Raw genomic sequence first — 19524 nt, 5'->3', positions numbered from 1 at the left:
AAACGTCGACACAGCAGTGCTATGCAGCTGTCGCCAGTAGAGTATGAGAAACGCTATTTTCTGAGCTTGGAGAGTGTCTAGGAAACCAGGGGCGATTCAAACCCAGTTCGGATAGTCGACGTTTTCGTCGATGAACTCGACCTTGGAGCACTCGGGTTCGAGGGTGTCGATCCTGCGGCAACGGGCCTGGCCGGCATGGCAGCAACAGCAGTCCCCAATTTGTAACTTGCCCAGAGCATTATCAGCCAGATCTGTCTGGTCAACCTAAATCTGTGCCAGCAAGGATTTAGGCAGGCTTTCCAGGCCATGAATGCTGCAGAAGCTGCCCAGGATCAGAGACTCATCAACTGGAGCGTTACGCAAACTACGGTCGAGCGGCATCATCAGCAGGTTGAACAACACTGCAAAGCAGGCGAGCAACAGCAGGTGGTAACTGAAGCGCGAGACCATGATCCTTTCCGCTTGGCGAGCGCCGGCATTAAGCCGGAATCAGCGCAACCTGTAAAACCTTTTCATAGGTGCTCGGCGATAAGCGTCACACGCCAAATGTGCTACTCCCGAGTTACTGCGAGCCGCCCAACTCAATCACCGTTGGGGCGTGCAGCCATTTGAGAAATTCACTGAGCTAATCGACGCCACAAAAGCGAGGCTCCTCGCGCCGTCAGCCGAGCAGCCACCTTTCGATCCCGGCTATGGCTTGACGTCTCTAGCCGGAGCCCGTCATCCGCCTGAAGCTACTGAACCCACCAGCCTCCAGTGAGTGGGCGCTTTACGAGGTGATCCCTCATCACGGCCATTGCTAATTTCGCGGGTTCCGCTAACTTATACAAAACCTGTACAAAATTGAGGTGTTGTACATGTATTGCCAGTGGCCTTTGAGCCTTTATTTTGACGGTGCCTGCCCATTGTGCGCCAGGGAGGTGGCCTTCCTGCGCAGGCGTTCAACTGCAGCAAAGCTCATCCTGATCGATATCGATGGCGATGACTTCGATCCCATACCTCTTGGCCTGTCGATTGAGCAAATGAGATCGTGCTTGCACGCAAGGTTCGCGAACGATTATTGGGTAACAGGCTTGGACGCTACCCTTTGGAGCTGGCGTGCTGCCGGTGTTGGGATGTGGGCCGCTCCACTGGCTTGGCGTCCGCTACGTCCTTTGCTTTCGGTTCTGTACAGGTTGTTCTGTCGTTTGAGGCCAAGTTTGGCCTGGTTACCCCATCCCGAGGGTAGGCAACGTTGCAAAGGTGAGGAATCCAAATGTCACATTCGCTAGCCGAGCATTATCGTGAAATCCTTGTTGGCGTTGGTGAAAACCCGCAGCGAGAAGGGCTCTTGGATACCCCCCAACGTGCTGCCAAAGCGATGGAATATCTATGCAATGGCTATACCCAGAACCTAGCTGAAATAGTCAATGGCGCTTTGTTCGAAAGTCAGAATGATGAGATGGTGGTCGTTCGCGATATTGAGTTGTACTCATTGTGCGAGCATCACATGTTGCCGTTTATTGGGAAAGCGCATGTCGCCTACCTGCCAACAGGACGAGTATTAGGGCTTTCCAAAGTGGCGCGCTTAGTGGATATGTTTGCCCGCCGTTTGCAGATTCAAGAGAATTTGACTAGACAGATTGCGTGTGCCATGCAGGAAGTGACTGATGCGGCAGGTGTTGGCGTCGTTATCGAGGCCAAGCACATGTGCATGATGATGCGAGGTGTAGAAAAGCAGAACTCAGTGATGATTTCATCGGTAATGCTGGGTGAGTTCCGAGACTCCCCGACTACCCGGCACGAGTTCCTCAACCTCATTGGGCGACATACCTGAAATATGACCCCTAGCCGCATAGGAAGGACTCGCCCATGAGTGCAGTTTTCAACACGTTATCTCCAAGTCGTTTTAAAGTCCTGGGCTATAGTGGCTTGCTGCCGTTCGTTGGTATGGCACTGCTGATTTGTTTAACGACTGATTACCGAGATTCTTTATCTGTTGCTTTGGTGGGCTATGGGGCTGTGATACTGAGTTTTGTCGGGGCCTTGCATTGGGGGTTCGCTATGACGTTACAGGAGTTGTCTGCAAATGGACGACAGGAGAGGCTCGTGTGGAGTGTTATTCCAGCCCTCATCGGTTGGGTTAGCATGTTGTTACCTGTGTCATTGGGCTGCTTGGTATTAGCCTGTGGCTTCATTGGGCATCTTTGGCAAGATCGTAAATTGGTCAATATTTTGCCCGGGTGGTACTGGCCTATGCGAGTACGTTTAACCATAGTCGCAAGTGTGTGTTTGCTAATTGGTGCGTTTTTCCTGGTTTTTTAGATTGAGCTCGTTATCTCTGTGTCAGCGGGTGGGCAACCATTGAGGCGGTACCATTTAGACAAGGTCAGCCCTGTGAGTGACGGCTTTTAGGGCTTTGGCTTTCCAGAGGCGCTTGCTAACTAATCGGTCTAGCTCTTGGCGGGTTTTACAGTACGTAATTTAGTAACCGTTGATGTATAAGTCCGCAGCTCGGGATAATCCTATGCCGAGTATGCAGGGGAAATAATTAGTAAAATTTTTTCTCTTGCAAGGTTGTTTGATTAGATAAAATCTTGATGTGTGACGCCGGGCCCCTCTGACGGTTCATCAGCCGCCATGTCGGAGTCATAGTTGTTAAACTACGACTATATAGGAGGGGCTCATGTCTGCCCTAAATGCGTATCTCTCTCAGGATGTCCTGGGCACTGATCTGTGGCTCTGGCTTTCCTTTTTTGCTGTGGTTTTAACTCTGCTAGCGCTTGACTTAGGGGTTCTCCATCGAGGGAATCAAGAGATTGGCGTCAAAGAGAGCTTGCTGTTGTCAGCTGGCTACATCAGCATGGGCCTACTATTCGCTGTTTGGGTTTACTTCCAGAAAGGCAGCGACGCCAGTATGGACTACGTGACTGGCTTCCTGATTGAGAAGTCCTTGTCGATGGATAACGTATTCGTTATCGCATTAATATTTAGCTTCCTGGCCATTCCTAGAGAGTTTCAGCACAGAGTGCTGTTCTGGGGTATTATGGGTGTCATCGTCTTGAGGGCAATTATGATAGGCTTGGGGGCCGCACTCATTGCGCAGTTCAGCTGGATACTTTACTTTTTCGGCGCTTTCTTGGTTTTCACTGGGATAAAGATGCTATTTGCCCGTGTGGATCATGCGCCTGATCTGGAGAATAACCGGTTCGTCAAATTTCTCCGCAGTCATTTACCCATAACAAAGGAACTGCATGGGCAGAATTTCCTGGTGCGGCTGCCCAATGCATCAGGTAAAAAGGTGTTATGGGTAACGCCGCTATTTCTAGCTTTGATTCTTATTGAGTGTGCTGACTTGGTCTTCGCTGTTGATAGCGTTCCCGCAATCTTTGCTATCACTCAGGATCCATTCATTGTCTATACCTCTAACATTTTTGCCATACTCGGATTGCGGGCTCTGTATTTTGCGCTGGCTGCGATGATAAGTCGCTTCGCTTATCTCAAGTATGCATTGGCTCTGGTGCTTGTCTTCATAGGCACGAAAATCTTCCTTCATGATATTGTTGGCAAGGTGCCAGCTGAAGTTTCTCTAAGCGTTACAATTGGCCTTCTGATTGGCGGTGTATTGCTGTCGCTTTGGAAGACCAGAGAGTCTGTCAAGCTTTAACGGACTAGCTTATTGATCGTTGCTTTTAGCGAAAAGAAAGCGCGGAAGCGTTATGAGTTACGGTCTCCAAACGGCGCCTAATTCTCGTACCACTTTTTGTACCAAAACAGGGTTCTAGTTGGGGGTATGAGGGTAAGTTATGGTCCCTGCAAGCCTTTAAAATCCCCCTTTCCAATACTCCTGCAATTCCACTCATCTTCGGAATGAGGCTGTTACGGGCAGGCCAACTGGGCTGAGGCGTTCGATCTGTTGCGTACCGCCTCCACCAGCTTTCCGCCGCTCGACGAGGCCTAGTAATAGCAGCGAGCTCTGCTGCTAAGCATCGCGCAGGGCCATGCCGTCGTGCACTGCTGCGAGACAAGTTTTCTGCTCGGGTGCAGGACCAGGCTATGGCTCTAGGTGCGCCGTCCCGCGAGGCTTAAGGAGAATTTCATCCCAAATGGGGCTAGAGATCGCGGAGGAGCAATTCACGCTCGCAGCAAGCTGTCATTAAGCTGGCATTACCCAGCCAAAACGGCCCATTTGGGCACAAAAAAGGCACTTGAGCATTTCGCTAAGTGCCTGATTTGTAAGGAATGTTTGGTGGAGCCGGGGGGATTTGAACCCCCGTCCGCCAGTACTCCGCTGTCGGTACTACATGCTTAGCCGTGTCTACTGATTTAATCCGCAGCCGCCCGACGGGCAGGGTGCTTTGGATGAGTTGGGTAAGTTTTAGTCGCTTCGCCCCCAACGTGCTGCACGACGATCCTGTTCTGTATGACAATCATTTCGGGTTTACAGGCATCCCCTGATGATTGCTGGAGCCGAAGCTACCAGGAGGAAGGGTCAGCTGCAATTAAGCAGCGAACTTTACTTCCCCGTAGTGGTCGTCATTGGCAACTATAGAAAGTTGCAACAGTGGATTTACGAGTTCTGTTACCAACTCGGCATGCACCTAGAGTTTCGCTACCGGCGTCGAATCCTAATCGGCCCCACACTCAGCTCTAGCTGAACGTGCCTTTCAGCACGCAAGGCCGAGTATACGCGCTTACGCGGGCGGCGTCGACAGAAGGTTCGGCCGCCCACGTACGCGCAGGGTCTAGGTACCGCTGCCACCGGCCGAGCCGCTGCCTTTCTCGGTCTTGTCCAGGCGCTCGAGCACCTTGCTGGTGATGGCGATGCATTCCTTGGTGTCGCCTTTTGCCTGGGCGGCTTTGGCTTGGTCTACATGCTCGGTGATGGCCTTGTCCAGGCCTTCGGAAGTGGCGCCAGCGGTGGCCATGCTGTCGTCGATCTTCTGCAGGTTCATGGCGCACAGGTCGTCGGCGGCGAACACAGGCGAGGCCAGCAGGGTGGCGGCCGCGAACAGGGCGGATAGCGCAGTGCCTTTCATGGGAGTCTCCTTGTGAGGCCTCGGGAAGGTGGGCCTGATCGGTGGACTGCGTGGGTTTGGGCGGGGTTCCATTGGGTTTGGTGCCGTTGAATCGCGGGGCAAGCCCGCTCCCACGGTCCCAAGGTTTTGAGATGTGCAGAAATAAAAAACCCCGGCACGGGGCCGGGGCTTTTTCATCACGCTAACGCGATCACTCCTGGTTGGCCAGTTTGTGCTCGAGGTAGTGGATGTTGACGCCGCCTTTGCAGAAACCTTCATCACGCACCAGGTCACGGTGCAGCGGGATGTTGGTCTTGATGCCGTCGACGACGATCTCGTCCAGGGCATTGCGCATGCGCGCCATGGCTTCGTCGCGGTCCTTGCCGTAGGTGATCAGCTTGCCGATCAAAGAATCATAGTTCGGCGGAACCGAGTAGCCGCTGTACAGGTGCGAATCGACGCGCACGCCGTTGCCGCCCGGGGCGTGGAAGTGTTTCACCTTGCCTGGGCTCGGGATGAACTTCTTCGGGTCTTCGGCGTTGATTCGACACTCCAGCGAGTGACCGCGAATCACCACGTCTTCCTGGCGGAACGACAGCTTGTTGCCAGCGGCGATGCTCAGCATCTCCTTGACGATGTCGATGCCGGTGACCATCTCCGAGACCGGGTGCTCGACCTGGACGCGGGTGTTCATCTCGATGAAGTAGAAGCGGCCGTTCTCGTACAGGAACTCGAAGGTACCGGCACCGCGGTAGCCGATCTCGATGCAGGCGTCGACGCAACGCTTGAAGACTTCCTGACGGGCCTTCTCGTCGATGCCCGGTGCCGGGGCTTCTTCCAGGACTTTCTGGTGACGGCGCTGCAGCGAGCAGTCACGGTCGCCCAGGTGCACGGCGTTGCCCTGGCCGTCGGACAGCACCTGCACTTCCACGTGACGTGGGTTGGTCAGGAACTTCTCCAGGTAGACCATCGGGTTGCCGAACGCGGCACCGGCTTCGGTGCGGGTCAGCTTGGCCGAGGCGATCAGGTCCTCTTCCTTGTGCACCACGCGCATGCCGCGACCACCACCGCCACCGGCGGCCTTGATGATCACCGGGTAGCCGACGTCACGGGCGATTGCCAGGGCAACCTCTTCGTCTTCCGGCAGCGGGCCGTCGGAACCTGGAACGGTCGGTACGCCCGACTTGATCATCGCGTCCTTGGCCGACACCTTGTCGCCCATCAGGCGGATGGTATCGGCTTTCGGGCCGATGAAGGCGAAGCCGGATTTTTCCACCTGCTCGGCGAAATCGGCGTTTTCCGCGAGGAAGCCGTAGCCCGGGTGGATGGCGGTGGCGCCTGTCACTTCGGCGGCGGCGATGATCGCCGGAATGTGCAGGTACGAATCCTTGGACGATGCAGGGCCGATGCAGACCGACTCGTCTGCCAGGCCCAGGTGCATCAGTTCACGGTCGGCCGTGGAGTGCACGGCGACGGTCTTGATGCCCAGCTCTTTGCAGGCACGCAGGATCCGCAGGGCAATTTCCCCACGGTTGGCGATCAGGACTTTTTCAAGCTTCCCAGACATCGTTGGTTCTCCGCGAATCAAACGATGGTGAACAGCGGCTGGTCGTACTCAACCGGCTGGCCGTCTTCCACCAGGATGGCGTCGATCACACCGCCGATCTCGGCTTCGATGTGGTTCATCATTTTCATGGCTTCGACGATGCACAGGGTGTCGCCTTTCTTCACGGCCTGGCCGACTTCGGCGAAGTTGGCCGAGGTTGGCGAAGGCTTGCGATAGAAGGTGCCGACCATTGGCGAACGAACAACGGTGCCTTTCAGGGCAGGCGCGGCGGCGGCGGCTTCAGCGGCCGGGGCGGCCGGGGCGGCGGCGGCAACAGGTGCTGCGGCGGCAACCGGAGCGGCCATCGGTGCCGGAGCGGCGAAGTACTGGGCGCCGGCCGGGGTCTTGCTGTGGCGGCTGATGCGAACGGACTCTTCGCCTTCCTTGATCTCCAGTTCGTCGATGCCAGACTCTTCCAGCAGTTCGATCAGCTTCTTGACTTTACGGATATCCATTAATCATCAACTCCCAAGGTTCGGTCGGGGACGTATTTTTAAAACGTGTCTAAAACGTTTCTTCATGAGCCTCGGCCCGAAGGGCCAAGGCCTTGTGTCATCAGGGCTGTGCGTTGGCAGCCAGGTGTTCCAGCGCGGACTCCAGGGCCAGCCGGTAACCGGTGGCACCGAGGCCGCAGATCACCCCTACGGCAACATCGGAAAAGTAGGAGTGGTGGCGGAACGGTTCACGCTTGTGCACGTTCGAGAGGTGCACTTCGATGAATGGGATGCTCACCGCAAGCAATGCGTCACGTAATGCGACGCTTGTGTGGGTGAAAGCGGCCGGATTGATCAGGATGAAGTCCACGCCTTCGTTGCGCGCGGCATGGATGCGGTCGATCAATTCGTATTCGGCATTGCTCTGCAGGTATTGCAGATGGTGGCCGGCGGCGCGGGCGCGTTGCTCCAGGTCCTGATTGATCTGGGCCAGGGTGGCGGCGCCGTAGTGGCCCGGTTCGCGGGTCCCGAGCAGGTTCAGGTTGGGGCCGTGCAGCACCAGTAGGGTTGCCATCTGCGATTCCTTGGTTTTGTAGGGCAATTCGACATAGCGCGGCGACTATGCCGCAAGCGGCGCTGAGTGTCCAGTTCCCGGCAATAGCCAGCACGATGTCCGAGATTCGCGCAAAGTATGTGACCAGATGATTAAGTCTGGTCACTGCTGCGGGGTTTTTTCACTGGACGCGGGAAGTTATAGCCCGAGTTGGCCGCGCACGCGCGTCAATACCTGGGCGAAATCGCCGGCGTTTATCTCGCCGATGACCCGATCGGTGGTCATTTCGCTGCCGTTCGCGGCAAAGAACATCAGCGCGGGAGGGCCGAACAACCGGTAGCGGTCGAGCAGGGCGCGTTGTTGCGCGTTGCTCTCGGTGATGTCGAAGCGCAGTAGGCGGAAGGCGCCCAGTTGCGGCTGGACCTGCGGCGCGTTGAGCACTTCGTGCTCGATCACCTTGCAGCTGATGCACCAGTCGGCGTACCAGTCGAGCAGCACTGGCTGGCCAGCGGCTTTGGCCTCGGCCAGGGCGGCGTCGAGGGCAGCGGGGCTGGTGATGGTCTGCCAGGCGTCGGCCTTGGCCGCTACGGGGCTGCCGGCCACGGTGGGTGGCGGCAGCGGACGCAGCGGGTCGCCCTGGCCACTCAGGGCGCCATACCAGCAGGCCAGGGCATACACCAGCAGCGCCAGGCCCAGCAGTTGCGCCAGGCGCTGGCGCGGGGTCTTGACCACGAACTCCAGGGCGCCGAGGAACAGCGCCACGCCGGCGGCCAGCAGGCCGACCAGCAGCAGGGTGGCTGGCCCCGGCAGCACGCGGCTGAGCAGGCCGATGGCCAGGCCCAGCAGCAATACGCCGATGGCGTTCTTCACCGTATTCATCCACGGCCCGCTCTTCGGCAGCCAGGCCGCGCCGCCGGTGGCCACCAGCAGCAACGGCGCGCCCATGCCCAGGCCCAGGGCGAAGAGTTTCAGCGCGCCGCCCAGGGCGTCGCCGCTGGCGCTGATATACAACAAGGCGCCGGCCAGCGGCGCCGACACGCAGGGCGAGACCAGCAGGCTGGACAGCACGCCGAGCACCGCCGCGCCGAGCAGCGAGCCGCCCTTGGTACGGTGGGCGAGGTTGTCCAGGCGGCTGCTCAGGGCCTGCGGCAGCTTGATGTCGAACAGGCCGAACATGGCCAGGGCGAACAGCACGAAGAACGCGGCGAACGGCACCAGCACCCAGGCCGACTGCAGACGTGCCTGCAGGTTCAGGCCGGCGCCGAACAGGCCCATCAGCGCACCGAGCACGGCGAAGCTCGCCGCCATCGGCAGCACATAGGCCAGCGACAGCGACAGCCCACGCAGGCCGCCGACCTGGCCGCGCAGGACCACGCCGGAGAGGATCGGCAGCATCGGCAGCACGCACGGGGTGAAGGTCAGGCCGACCCCGGCGAGGAAGAACAGCAGCAGCGATTTCCAGGTCCAGCCCTGCTCGGCGGTTGCCGGCAGCGGGGCGCCTTGGCCGTCGATGCTCAGCCGCGCGGTTTCCGGCGGATAGCACAGGCCCTTGTCGGCGCAGCCCTGGTAGCCCACCAGCAGGGTGAAGGCGCGCGGGTCGTTGCGCGGCAGCTCGATGTCGAGCACGCCGTGGTACACCTCGACATCGCCGAAGAACTCGTCGTGCTTGGCCTCGCCCTTGGGGATGTTCGGCGCGCCCAGGCGGATGTCCGCGGGTTCGGTGCGGAACTGGAAGCGGTGCCGGTAGAGGTAGTAGCCGTCGGTGGCGACGAAGCGCAGTTTGACGGTCTGGGCGTCGGCCTGGACCAGGCTGAGCTTGAAGGCTTCGTGCACGGGCAGGAAGTCGGCGCTGTTGGAGGCGGCGCCGAGGGTGGCGCTGGGGCGGTTGTCGAGCAGGCCCGTGGCGAAGACGGGGCTGGCCAGCAGCAGGAGCAGCAGGAAAAACAGGCGGCGCATGGCGGACTCGCGAGGTGGAACGTGGCGGGCATGATAGCGGAGTTGGCCGAAATTGGGGCCGCTGCGCGGCCCATCGCGACACAAGGCCGCTCCTAGAGGGTTCGCGTCCCTCTGCCATCAAGCAGGGGTTAGAGCCTGAACGCCCGCACCGCCGTATTCAACTCGCCCCCCAGCTTGAGCAACTGCTCGCCCTGCTCACGCCCTTCGCCAATGCGCTGCAGGTTGTCCTCGCCCAGCTCATGAATCCGTTCGCTGTGGTCGCGGATCTCGCTCACCGCCCCGGTTTGCTGCGCGGTCACATCGGCGATCCGCACCGCCGTGTCGGCAATGGTGCGGATGGCACTGACGATCGCGTCCAGCGCGCCATCGGCCGACTGCGCCTGGTTGGCCGTGGCCTCGGCGTGTTCCAGCTGGGTGCGCATGCCGTCCACCGAACTGCGGGCGGCCTGCTGCAGGCGGTCGATCAGCGCCTGGATCTCGCCGGTGGCGCCGGTGGTGCGCTGGGCCAGCGAGCGCACTTCATCCGCGACCACGGCGAAGCCACGGCCCATCTCGCCGGCCCGGGCAGCTTCGATGGCGGCATTGAGGGCCAGCAGGTTGGTCTGTTCGGCAATCGCCCGGATCACCGTGAGCACGCCACCGATGGTCGCCGACTCTTCCGCCAGTTGCTCGATCATCCGCGCGTTGCCCTGCACCTCGTCGACCAGCGAACGCAAGCCGGACAGGCTCTGGCCGATCACCGTCTGGCCCTGCTCCACGGCCCGGCCGGCATCGCGGCTGGCCTCGGCGGCGGCGCTGGCGTCACCGGCCACCTGCTGGATAGTCGCCTCCAACTCGCCCAGGGCGTCGCGGATCTGCGCCGTGTCGCCGGCCTGGCGCTCGGCGCCGTCGTGCAGGGCGCTGCTCATGCCGGCCAGGGCATGGCTGCTGCCGGCCACCTGCTCGGCGTTGTGGCGGATGGTACCGACCAGTTCCACCAAGTACTGGCGCAGGCGGTTCAGCGACTCCTGGATATCGTGCAGCTCGCGGTTGGTGCGGCCCAGGGCGATGGCCTGGGCGAAGTCGCCCTCGGCCCAGCGCGACAATGCCGGGGCCAGGCTGGTCAGGGTGCGTGCCAGGCGGCGCTGCAGGGTGTCGATCAGCAGGGCGATCAGCAGGATCAGGCCGATCATCAGGCCCTGGATCAGGCGCACTTCGCCGGCGATGGTGGCGTGCAGGCCGCGCACCTCGGGCTCGAGGCCGGCGATGGCCTGCTGCACCGCTTCCAGGCGCTCGCCGGTGCTGGCGGCCAGGGCGGCGCGGCGCTCGATCTGTTCGCGGGTGCGCTGCAATTCGCCGGGGTAGCGGCCGAGCAGGCTGTGCAGCTCGCGCTTCAGGCCCACGGCGACGTCTTCCTGCTGGCTGCTGGCCTGGGATTCCAGGCCCATCATCGCGGCGAAGTCATCGGCGTTGGACTCGGCGGCGCGGGTCACCCCCAGCAGCGGCAGGTCATCGATGGCCTGGGCCTGGGCGGTGATCAGTTGCAGTTCGCGCTCCACCTCGGCGGCCAGTTCGGCGCGGCCGCTGCTGACCAGCTTGTCCCGGGCCAGGGACAGCCGGCCCAGGTGCACGGAGGCCTCCAGCAGCGGCGTCAGGTAGCGGCCGGCGTCGCTGCTGGCGCTGTCGCGGGCGTAGCTGGCCAGTTGTTCGAGGTTCGCCCCCAGCTCCCGCTCGGCTTGCAGCAGCAGGGCCTGGGGATCGCCGGCCAACTTGCCGGCGGCGAGCAGTTCGTTGGCGGTGAAGCCCTGCAGGCTGTCCAGGCTCGGGCGCAGCTTGGCCGACAAAGGCTCTGGCCAGTCGGCCAGGGCCGCCTGCAACTGAGTGTTGGCCTCCATGGCCGCCGCGTGGCGCAGGGCGTCGCCGCTGCCCAGGTAGGCCTGGATGTTGCGCGCGGCATCGTTCTGGAACTGCTGTGACAGGCCCAGGTAGCGCTCCATCAGTTGATAGGGACGTTCCAGGGCGCGTTGCGACCACCACAGGGTCGCGCCCAGGGCAATACACACGGTCACCAGCAACAGGGTGTTGAAATTGGTCAGCCACTTCAGGCGCATAGCCGCGAACTTCCTGCGGAGGGGAGTGGAGAAGTCGGCCCTGAAGTTATTGCGATTTTGTGACGAGGTGATGACGACGGAGGGCTGGCGCCATAAAAAAGTGGCACAGTGCCGGTATTGGCTTCTGCTGTGGTTTTCCTGCGCCGGCCTCTGTCCGGCAAGCCGGCTCCCACAGGGGGCTAAGGCTCGACCCGCACCACGCAGTTGCGTCCGGCATGCTTGGCGCGGTAGAGCGCTTCGTCCGCGGCGCTGGCCATGGTCAGCGCGTCGAGCTGCTCGTCCAGCTGCACCACCCCGGCGCTGAAGGTGCACTGCAGGTCGTGGGGCTGGGCCGGGTAATGGATCTCGGCAAAACGTCGACGGATTTCGTCGAGCACCTTGTGCGCCGCGTCCAGTCCGGTATTGGGCATGACGATGGCGAACTCCTCGCCGCCGTAGCGGCCGATGAAGTCGGTCTTGCGCAGGCGCTGCTTGAGGAACAGCGCCAGGCTCTTGATCACCCGGTCGCCCATGGGGTGGCCGTGGCGGTCGTTGATTTTCTTGAAGTGGTCGATATCGAGCATGGCGAAACTCAGCGGCTGCGCTTCGCGGCGGGCGCGGAAGCTGCAGTCCTCGAGCAGCTGCAGGATATGGGTGTGGTTGTACAGCCCGGTGAGGCTGTCGCGGACCATCCGCGCCTTGAGGTGGCGAGCACGGGCGGCACGGTTGCGCACGGTGGTCACCAGGTGCCGCGAGCGGATCGGCTTGGTGAGGAAGTCGTCGCCGCCTTCGCTCATGGCGTCGAGCTGCTTGTCCAGGTCGTCCTCGGCCGACAGGTAGATGATCGGCACGCTGACGTAGCGGTCATTGTGGCGGATCACCTTGGCCAGCTCAGGGCCGGTGCACTCGGGCATGTACATATCGAGGATGATCAGGTCGGGCTGGAAGTCGGCCAGCTCGCTCATGGTGCGGATCGGCTCGGTCAGGGTGCGGGTGATGATCCCGGCGCTGTTGAGCAGGCGCTCGGTATGCAGGGCCTGGGCGCGGGAGTCGTCGATCACCAGCACGCGGAACGGGTCGTACTGAGTGGCGCTGGTCAACAGCTCGAGCTTCTCCAGCAGGCTGGAGGCGTCCAGGGTGCCGGTGAGGAACTCCTGGCCGCCGGCGCGCACGGCGGCCAGGCGGGTCGGGGTGTCGGTCTCGTGCAAGCAGAAGAACAGCAGCGGCACCGGCTGCTCCAGCCCCTGCTGGGCTTGGGCCGCCAGCTGCAGGCCGACGCCGGCGCCAGTGAAGTCCACATCCATGACGATGGCCGAGGGCAGGCGCTCGCTCATCGACGCCTGGAACGCCTCGGCGCTGCACAGCGCCTGCACGCTCAGGCCGAAAAACTCCAGCTGCTGGGCCAGGCGCTCGGCGCGTTCATGGTCCTGCAGGACGATGTACACCGGCTTGCGCAGTGGCGGCAGGGGCACGTTGTCGAGCTGGTCGCCCTTGCGCAGGCCGGTGCGCGACAGGCGCTGCATCAGGCGGTTGAGTTCGCTGATCAGTTCGGAGTTGAGCCGCGCGCTGTTGGCCTCGATGGCGCGCAGGGTCTGGCCGATGGCCGTCGACAGGCTGCCGTGCTCGGGCTGCTCGAAGCGTTCGGCGTAGCGCTGCAGACGCAGGTTGGCCTCGCACAGCTCGCCCAGGTCGCCGCTGGACCACTCGCCACGCTGCAGGCGCTGCCAGATCTCGAGGATCTGCCGGGCCTGGTGGATCACCCGCTGGGCAAAATGCTGCTTGAGGCGTTCGTGGCTCGGCTCGGCTGGCTGGGTCATGTCCTGACTACTTATGAGTGGGAGGGCGCAGGTTCAATGATGGCTCTATGCTAGCACCCCTTTTCCGACAAGCGAGTGCCTGGGGTCAACAAAGTGCTCAAGGACCGTCATTCAGTTGCCGACCCGATGGTCGCTTATACGAATGGCGGCGTCTGCTTTATAGTGCTGGCATGCGGGCTTGTCGTGGCACCCTGGCCGAGGCCTGTGGTCCAAGCCCTGAACCGTTCGTGACTGATTAAGGACAATGCCATGCTGGATTGGAAAAACCGCGAGGCCAAGGCCGAGCCCCGTGAGCGGGTCGAAACCCGCGGCGCTGCCACCCGTAGCTACCTTGGCGGCCTCTGGAGCCGTGCCCTGGGGACCCTGATCGGCCTCTACCTGCTGGTGTGCATCGGCCTGGGCTGGTACTGGAGCCAGGAGCCCGAGCTGTTCCCGGTGCAGCAGAACGCCCAGGCCGCCGCCGAGCGCAACGGCCAGCAGATGGTCATCGGCTACACCACCGTCGAGACTCTCAAGACCGTCGCCGGCACTTTGCTCGACAAGCCGGGCGGCTATATTTCCAACGACCGCTTCCCGCCAGGGCTGTGGATGGACAACATGCCGAGCTGGGAGTACGGCGTGCTGGTCCAGGTGCGCGACCTGTCCCGTGCTCTGCGCAAGGACTTCGCCCGCTCCCAGTCGCAGTCGACCGAGGACGCCGACCTGGCCAAGGCCGAGCCGCGTTTCAACTTCGACAACAAGAGCTGGATCCTGCCGTCGAGCGAGTCGGAGTTCGAAGAGGGCATCAAGTCGCTGAACCGTTACCAGACCCGTCTGGCCAAGGGTGACCAGGGCGCGATCTTCTACACCCGCGCCGACAACCTGAACAACTGGCTGGGCGACGTGGCCACCCGTCTGGGCTCGCTGTCCCAGCGCCTGTCGGCCAGCGTCGGCCGGGTCAAGCTGAACAACACCCTGAAGACCGAGGCCGTGGTCCCTGGCCAGGCGCCGCAGGTCGACGAAGAAGTGGTCGAGACCCCGTGGCTGCAGATCGACAACGTGTTCTACGAAGCCCGCGGCCAGGCCTGGGCGCTGTCGCACCTGCTGCGCGCCATCGAGGTCGACTTCGCCGACGTGCTGGCGAAGAAGAACGCCACGGTCAGCGTGCGGCAGATCATCCGCGAGCTGGAAGCCTCGCAGGAAGCGCTGTGGAGCCCGATGGTGCTCAACGGCAGCGGCTTTGGCATGTGGGCCAACCACTCGCTGGTGATGGCCAACTACATCTCCCGGGCCAACGCCGCGGTCATCGACCTGCGCCAACTGCTGTCCCAGGGCTGATATGCCGGTCAATCCTGCCGAGGTCGCGCACCGCGCGGCCTCCGACGCCGAACTGGTGGCGTGGGTCGACGAGCATGACCAACTGCTCGGCGCCCTGCCACGGGCCGAGCTGCGCGAGCGCGGCCTGATCGGGCGCTGCACGTTCATCCTGCTGTTCAACGGTGCCGGCGAGCTGTGTGTGCACCGGCGCACACTGAGCAAGGCGTTGTATCCCGGGTACTGGGATGTGGCGGCCGGCGGCATGGTGGGGGGGCAGGAGTCCTACGCCGACTCGGCGGCCCGGGAGCTGGCCGAGGAGCTGGGGGTGAGCGGCGTCGAGTTGCGTTTTCACGAGACGTTCTACTTCGAGCAGCCGGGCAACCGCCTGTGGTGCGCGGTGTATTCGGCGGTGTGGGACGGGGCGCTGCGCTTGCAGCCCGAGGAGGTCATCGAGGCACGGTTCATCAGCGTCGAGCAGGCCCAGGCCGAAAGCGCGCAGCGACCGTATTGCCCGGACTCGCTGGTGGCGTTGCAGCGGTACCAGGCTGGCCTGATCTGATGGACTGCGCTGCCCCTGGGGAGCGCCCGGAGTCGCGAAAGGGCCCCAGTGGCCGGAAGGTCGCAAAACTTTCGTAAAATGGCGCAATCCTGTACTTAGCAACAGCCAGATTTATCGTTACACTGCGCGCCCTTTTCGGGCTGTCGCATGACCTTGCGGCAGTAGCGCCGCCCCTGCCAGAGTGGGGCTTCGCGGTCGGCTCCCGCCGACCAGTTTTTGTCCTCAGCACCGAGGAACAAAAGTGGCCAAGAAAGCTTCTTCCCTCGCCGCCCTTGGCGGTCTCGTATATTCCACCGATGCCGGTCGGCACTGTCCCGACTGTGGCCAGCCGGTGGACGCTTGTGTCTGCAAGCAGCAGGTCATCCCCGAAGGCGACGGCATTGCCCGTGTGCGCCGTGAAAGCAAAGGCCGTGGCGGCAAGACCGTGACCACCATCACCGGTGTGCCGCTGGCGCTGGAGCCGCTCAAGGAACTTGCCAGCACGCTCAAGCGTCGCTGTGGCACCGGTGGCGCGCTCAAGGACGGCGTCATCGAAATCCAGGGCGACCACGTCGAGCTGTTGCTCGCCGAGCTGATCAAGCAGGGCTTCAAGGCGAAGAAATCCGGCGGCTAAGTGCCGCCGCGCGATTTTTTGCCCAGTGCTTTCTAAACTCGTTCCGGTGGCCAGGGTCTATGCCTGGACACGGAAGAATCGTCATTTTCAGTATCTACACTGCCTGCGCCCTTAGCGGGGCCGTGTTATCGACTTTTCATACAGGGGACTTGAATGTCCGTACGACGCACACGCAAAGACGATGGTAGCCAGTGGACCGTGGCCGACAGCCGCAGTGTTTATGGCATCCGCCATTGGGGCGCTGGTTATTTCGCCATCAATGAAGCCGGGCGCGTCGAAGTGCGCCCCAACGGCCCGGACAGCGCGCCGATCGACCTGTTCGAGCAGGTTCAGGAGCTGCGCCAGAGCGGTCTGTCGCTGCCGCTGCTGGTGCGTTTCCCCGACATCCTGCAGGACCGCGTGCGCCAGCTGACCGGCGCCTTCGACGCCAACATCGCGCGCCTGGAGTACCAGAGCCAGTACACCGCGCTGTACCCGATCAAGGTCAACCAGCAGGAAGCGGTGGTCGAGAACATCATCGCCACCCAGAACGTCTCCATCGGCCTGGAAGCCGGCTCCAAGCCCGAGCTGCTGGCGGTGCTGGCGCTGGCGCCGAAGGGCGGCACCATCGTCTGCAACGGCTACAAGGACCGCGAGTTCATCCGCCTGGCGCTGATGGGCCAGAAGCTCGGCCACAACGTGTTCATCGTCATCGAGAAGGAATCCGAGGTCGCCCTGGTGATCGAGGAAGCCGCGGAGCTGAAGGTCAAGCCGCAGGTCGGCCTGCGCGTGCGCCTGTCGTCGCTGGCCTCGAGCAAGTGGGCCGACACCGGGGGCGAGAAGTCCAAGTTCGGCCTGTCCGCCGCCCAGCTGATTTCGGTGGTGCAGCGCTTCCGTGACGCAGGGCTCGACCAGGGCATCCGCCTGCTGCACTTCCACATGGGGTCGCAGATCGCCAATCTGGCCGACTACCAGCACGGCTTCAAGGAAGCCATCCGCTACTACGGCGAGCTGCGCGCCCTGGGCCTGCCGGTCGATCACATCGACGTTGGCGGCGGCCTGGGCGTGGACTACGACGGCACCCACTCGCGCAACGCCAGCTCGATCAACTACGACATGGACGATTACGCCGGCGTGGTGGTCGGGATGCTCAAGGAGTTCTGCGACGCGCAGGGCCTGCCGCACCCGCACATCTTCTCCGAGAGCGGCCGCTCGCTGACCGCGCACCACGCCATGCTGGTGATCCAGGTGACCGACGTCGAGAGCCACAACGACGAGATGCCGACCATCGAGAACAAGGAGTCGCTGCCCGAGACCGTGCAGTGGCTGGCCGACCTGCTCGGCCCCACCGACATCGAGATGGTCACCGAGACCTACTGGCGTGCCACCCACTACATGGGCGACGTGGCCGCGCAGTACGCCGACGGCAAGCTGACCCTGGCTGAAAAAGCCCTGGCCGAGCAGTGCTACTTCGCCGTGTGCCGCCGCCTGCACAACTCGCTCAAGGCCCGCCAGCGCTCGCACCGCCAGGTGCTGGACGAGCTGAACGACAAGCTGGCCGACAAGTACATCTGCAACTTCTCGGTGTTCCAGAGCCTGCCGGACACCTGGGCCATCGGCCAGGTGCTGCCGATCATCCCGCTGCACCGTCTGGACGAAGAGCCGCTGCGCCGCGCCGTGCTGCAGGATTTGACCTGCGACTCCGACGGCAAGATCAACCAGTACGTCGACGAGCAGAGCATCGAGACCAGCATGCCGGTGCACGCGGTCAAGGAAGGCGAGGACTACCTGCTGGGCGTGTTCCTGGTGGGCGCGTACCAGGAAATCCTCGGCGACATGCACAACCTGTTTGGTGACACCGACTCGGTGAACATCTACCAGAACGCCGACGGTAGCGTGTACCACGCCGGCATCGAGACCCACGACACCATCGAGGACATGCTGCGCTACGTGCACCTGTCGCCGGAGGAGTTGATGACCCACTACCGCGACAAGGTGGCCAGCGCACGGATCACCGCGCGCGAGCGCACGCAGTTCCTTGATGCGTTGCGGCTTGGGTTGACCCGGTCTTCGTACTTGTCTTCGTAAGCTGGGGCCCGCGTTGCGGGCCTTTCGCGACACAAGGCCGCTCCCACAGGTATTGCAATTCCTTATGGAATCCCGGTACCTGTGGGAGCGGCCTTGTGTCGCGAAAGGGGCGCAAAGCGCCCCCTGCTTCACCGAACCCAACGATCCCGTTGCTGTAACCGCCACCCCACCCACCCCAGCGTCACCGCCCTCAGCGCCATGAACAGCAAGAAGGCCAACCACAACCCATGGTTGCCGAACCCACGCATGACAACCGCCACAGGCAACGCGATCACCACCGACACCAGCATCGCATTGCGCATCTCTCGCGCCCGGGTGGCGCCGATGAACAGCCCATCCAGCAGATAACTCCACACCGCCACCAACGGCAGCACCGCCAGATAAGGCAAGTACGGATACGCCGCCTCGCGCACACTGGCGATATCGGTCTGCAGGTCGATGAACAGATGGCCGCCCAGCAGGAACAGCACCGCAAACCCCAGGCTGACGATCAACGACCACCCGCAGGCCACCGCAAGCGCCCGCTTCAGGGCATCGCGATCACGGGCGCCGATGGCGTGCCCACACAGCGCCTCGACCGCATGGGCCAGGCCATCGAGGGCGTAGGCGGTGAGCATCAGCCCGTTGAGCAGCAAGGCATTGGCCGCCACCGTCGCTTCACCCAGCCGTGCACCCTGCACGGTCAACAGCAGGAAAACCAGCTGTAGCGCCAGGCTGCGCAGGAAGATATCGCGGTTCACCGCCAGCAAGGGCCGCCAGGCCTGCCAGCGCTTCAGCGCGGCCCAGGCGATATGCCCGGGGTAGGCGCGCAGCGCCGGGCGGGTGAGGGCCAGGCCGAGCAGGGCGGCGCACCACTCGGCGATCACCGAGGCCCGTGCCGAGCCGACCACGCCCCAGTCCAGGCCGAGCACGAACCACAGGTTCAGGGCGATGTTCAGCAGGTTGGTGGTCAGCAGGATCGCCAGCGGCGCCCGGGCGTTCTGCGTGCCGAGGAACCAGCCAACCACGGCGTAGCTGGCCAGCGCCGCCGGCAGGCCGAGCAGGCGCGTATGGAAGAATGCCTCGGTGGAGGCATGCAGCGCCTCGCTGGGCTGCATCGCGTGCAGCGCCAACTGGCTGAAGGGCAGGGCGAGCAGGCCGATCAGCAGGGCGAAGGCCAGTGCCAGCAGCAGCCCCTGCACCAGCACTTGACGCAGCGCGGCGCCGTCGGCGCGGCCGGCGGCCTGGGCGGCGAAGCCGGTGGAGCCCATGCGCAGGAAGCCCATCAGGCCGACCATGAAGGTGAACAGCGTGGCGCCCACGGCCACCGCGCCCAGCTGGTGGGCGTGGGGCAGGTGGCCGATCACCGTGCTGTCGACCAGCGCCACCAGCGGCACCGAGATGTTGGACAGGATCATCGGCGCGGCCAGGGCCCAGACCTTGTGGTGGGTGGGGCGGTCGCGCCAGGCGGTGGACAGTGAAGACATGCGAATCCTTCGTTGCAGGGCCGCTTCGCGCCCCCTTGCAAGATCAAATACGCCATTGTACCGACCAGGCAACCAATCGGCGCGAACAGGG

17 protein-coding genes, 1 other RNA gene and 1 pseudogene are annotated in these 19524 nt (G+C 62.5%); 9 read left to right on the top strand and 10 right to left on the bottom strand.

Going from position 1 to position 19524, the window contains the following annotated elements; genetic code table 11:
* Positions 1-93: 93 nt before the first annotated feature.
* Positions 94-186 (top strand): annotated as a pseudogene (locus AC25M7_RS14800) (hypothetical protein); the annotation flags it as partial.
* Positions 187-264: 78 nt separating this feature from the next.
* On the opposite strand, the gene AC25M7_RS14795 reads toward AC25M7_RS14800, so the two are convergent.
* Positions 265-450, bottom strand: coding sequence for a hypothetical protein (locus AC25M7_RS14795; RefSeq protein WP_486971185.1), 186 nt, complete (start codon positions 448-450; stop codon positions 265-267).
* Between the two features lie 407 nt (positions 451-857).
* On the opposite strand from AC25M7_RS14795, the gene AC25M7_RS14790 reads away from it, so the two are divergent.
* The 4 genes from AC25M7_RS14790 to AC25M7_RS14775 all read left to right on the top strand — a co-directional run bounded on the left by AC25M7_RS14790 (position 858) and on the right by AC25M7_RS14775 (position 3646).
* Positions 858-1271 carry a thiol-disulfide oxidoreductase DCC family protein gene (locus AC25M7_RS14790; protein ID WP_486971184.1) on the top strand — a complete coding sequence of 138 codons (414 nt, stop codon included), beginning with the start codon at positions 858-860 and terminating at the stop codon, positions 1269-1271.
* A complete protein-coding gene (folE, locus tag AC25M7_RS14785) occupies positions 1256-1816 on the top strand; it encodes a GTP cyclohydrolase I FolE (RefSeq protein WP_486971183.1) in 561 nt (186 codons plus the stop codon). Before AC25M7_RS14790 ends, folE begins: the two co-directional genes overlap by 16 nt.
* Before the next feature lie 35 nt (positions 1817-1851).
* A complete protein-coding gene (locus tag AC25M7_RS14780) occupies positions 1852-2304 on the top strand; it encodes a DUF3429 domain-containing protein (protein ID WP_463401553.1) in 453 nt (150 codons plus the stop codon).
* Between the two features lie 361 nt (positions 2305-2665).
* On the top strand, positions 2666-3646 hold the full coding sequence (locus AC25M7_RS14775; RefSeq protein WP_096048449.1) for a TerC family protein: 981 nt from the start codon (positions 2666-2668) through the stop codon (positions 3644-3646).
* Positions 3647-4226: 580 nt separating this feature from the next.
* Here the strand turns inward: AC25M7_RS14775 and ssrA are convergent.
* The 8 genes from ssrA to AC25M7_RS14735 form a co-directional block, all read right to left on the bottom strand.
* Positions 4227-4619: a transfer-messenger RNA gene (ssrA, locus tag AC25M7_RS14770) on the bottom strand.
* 105 nt (positions 4620-4724) lie between these two features.
* Positions 4725-5018, bottom strand: a complete 294-nt coding sequence (locus tag AC25M7_RS14765) for a hypothetical protein (protein WP_028691200.1) — start codon at positions 5016-5018, stop codon at positions 4725-4727.
* A gap of 190 nt (positions 5019-5208) precedes the next feature.
* Positions 5209-6564 carry an acetyl-CoA carboxylase biotin carboxylase subunit gene (gene accC / locus AC25M7_RS14760; protein WP_028691199.1) on the bottom strand — a complete coding sequence of 452 codons (1356 nt, stop codon included), beginning with the start codon at positions 6562-6564 and terminating at the stop codon, positions 5209-5211.
* Between the two features lie 17 nt (positions 6565-6581).
* Positions 6582-7058 carry an acetyl-CoA carboxylase biotin carboxyl carrier protein gene (gene accB, locus AC25M7_RS14755; protein ID WP_486971182.1) on the bottom strand — a complete coding sequence of 159 codons (477 nt, stop codon included), beginning with the start codon at positions 7056-7058 and terminating at the stop codon, positions 6582-6584.
* 100 nt (positions 7059-7158) lie between these two features.
* The gene (aroQ, locus tag AC25M7_RS14750; protein WP_011535870.1) at positions 7159-7611 is read right to left on the bottom strand and encodes a type II 3-dehydroquinate dehydratase; all 453 of its coding nucleotides are present in this window, start codon (positions 7609-7611) and stop codon (positions 7159-7161) included.
* Positions 7612-7788: 177 nt separating this feature from the next.
* Positions 7789-9546 carry a protein-disulfide reductase DsbD gene (locus tag AC25M7_RS14745; RefSeq protein ID WP_069016813.1) on the bottom strand — a complete coding sequence of 586 codons (1758 nt, stop codon included), beginning with the start codon at positions 9544-9546 and terminating at the stop codon, positions 7789-7791.
* Between the two features lie 128 nt (positions 9547-9674).
* Positions 9675-11420 (bottom strand): methyl-accepting chemotaxis protein, encoded by a 1746-nt coding sequence (locus tag AC25M7_RS14740; RefSeq protein WP_371349898.1) that lies wholly within the window; start codon positions 11418-11420, stop codon positions 9675-9677.
* A gap of 395 nt (positions 11421-11815) precedes the next feature.
* Positions 11816-13432: a diguanylate cyclase gene (locus AC25M7_RS14735; protein ID WP_028691195.1), complete on the bottom strand. Its 1617-nt coding sequence runs from the start codon at positions 13430-13432 to the stop codon at positions 11816-11818.
* A gap of 249 nt (positions 13433-13681) precedes the next feature.
* Between AC25M7_RS14735 and AC25M7_RS14730 the strand changes: the two genes are divergently transcribed.
* The 4 genes from AC25M7_RS14730 (at position 13682) to speA (ending at position 17967) form a co-directional block, all read left to right on the top strand.
* The gene (locus tag AC25M7_RS14730; protein ID WP_028691194.1) at positions 13682-14749 is read left to right on the top strand and encodes a DUF2333 family protein; all 1068 of its coding nucleotides are present in this window, start codon (positions 13682-13684) and stop codon (positions 14747-14749) included.
* Between the two features lies 1 nt (position 14750).
* Positions 14751-15287, top strand: coding sequence for an NUDIX hydrolase (locus AC25M7_RS14725; RefSeq protein ID WP_028691193.1), 537 nt, complete (start codon positions 14751-14753; stop codon positions 15285-15287).
* A gap of 241 nt (positions 15288-15528) precedes the next feature.
* On the top strand, positions 15529-15900 hold the full coding sequence (locus AC25M7_RS14720; RefSeq protein ID WP_062572770.1) for a translation initiation factor Sui1: 372 nt from the start codon (positions 15529-15531) through the stop codon (positions 15898-15900).
* 153 nt (positions 15901-16053) lie between these two features.
* Positions 16054-17967: an arginine decarboxylase gene (gene speA, locus AC25M7_RS14715; RefSeq protein WP_028691191.1), complete on the top strand. Its 1914-nt coding sequence runs from the start codon at positions 16054-16056 to the stop codon at positions 17965-17967.
* A gap of 128 nt (positions 17968-18095) precedes the next feature.
* Here speA and AC25M7_RS14710 read toward each other — a convergent pair whose 3' ends face one another.
* Positions 18096-19433, bottom strand: coding sequence for an MATE family efflux transporter (locus AC25M7_RS14710; RefSeq protein WP_486971181.1), 1338 nt, complete (start codon positions 19431-19433; stop codon positions 18096-18098).
* Positions 19434-19524: the final 91 nt, after the last annotated feature.

This window comes from Pseudomonas sp. P106(2024), assembly GCF_057480815.1.
This window is presented reverse-complemented; position numbering and strand designations above follow the sequence as displayed.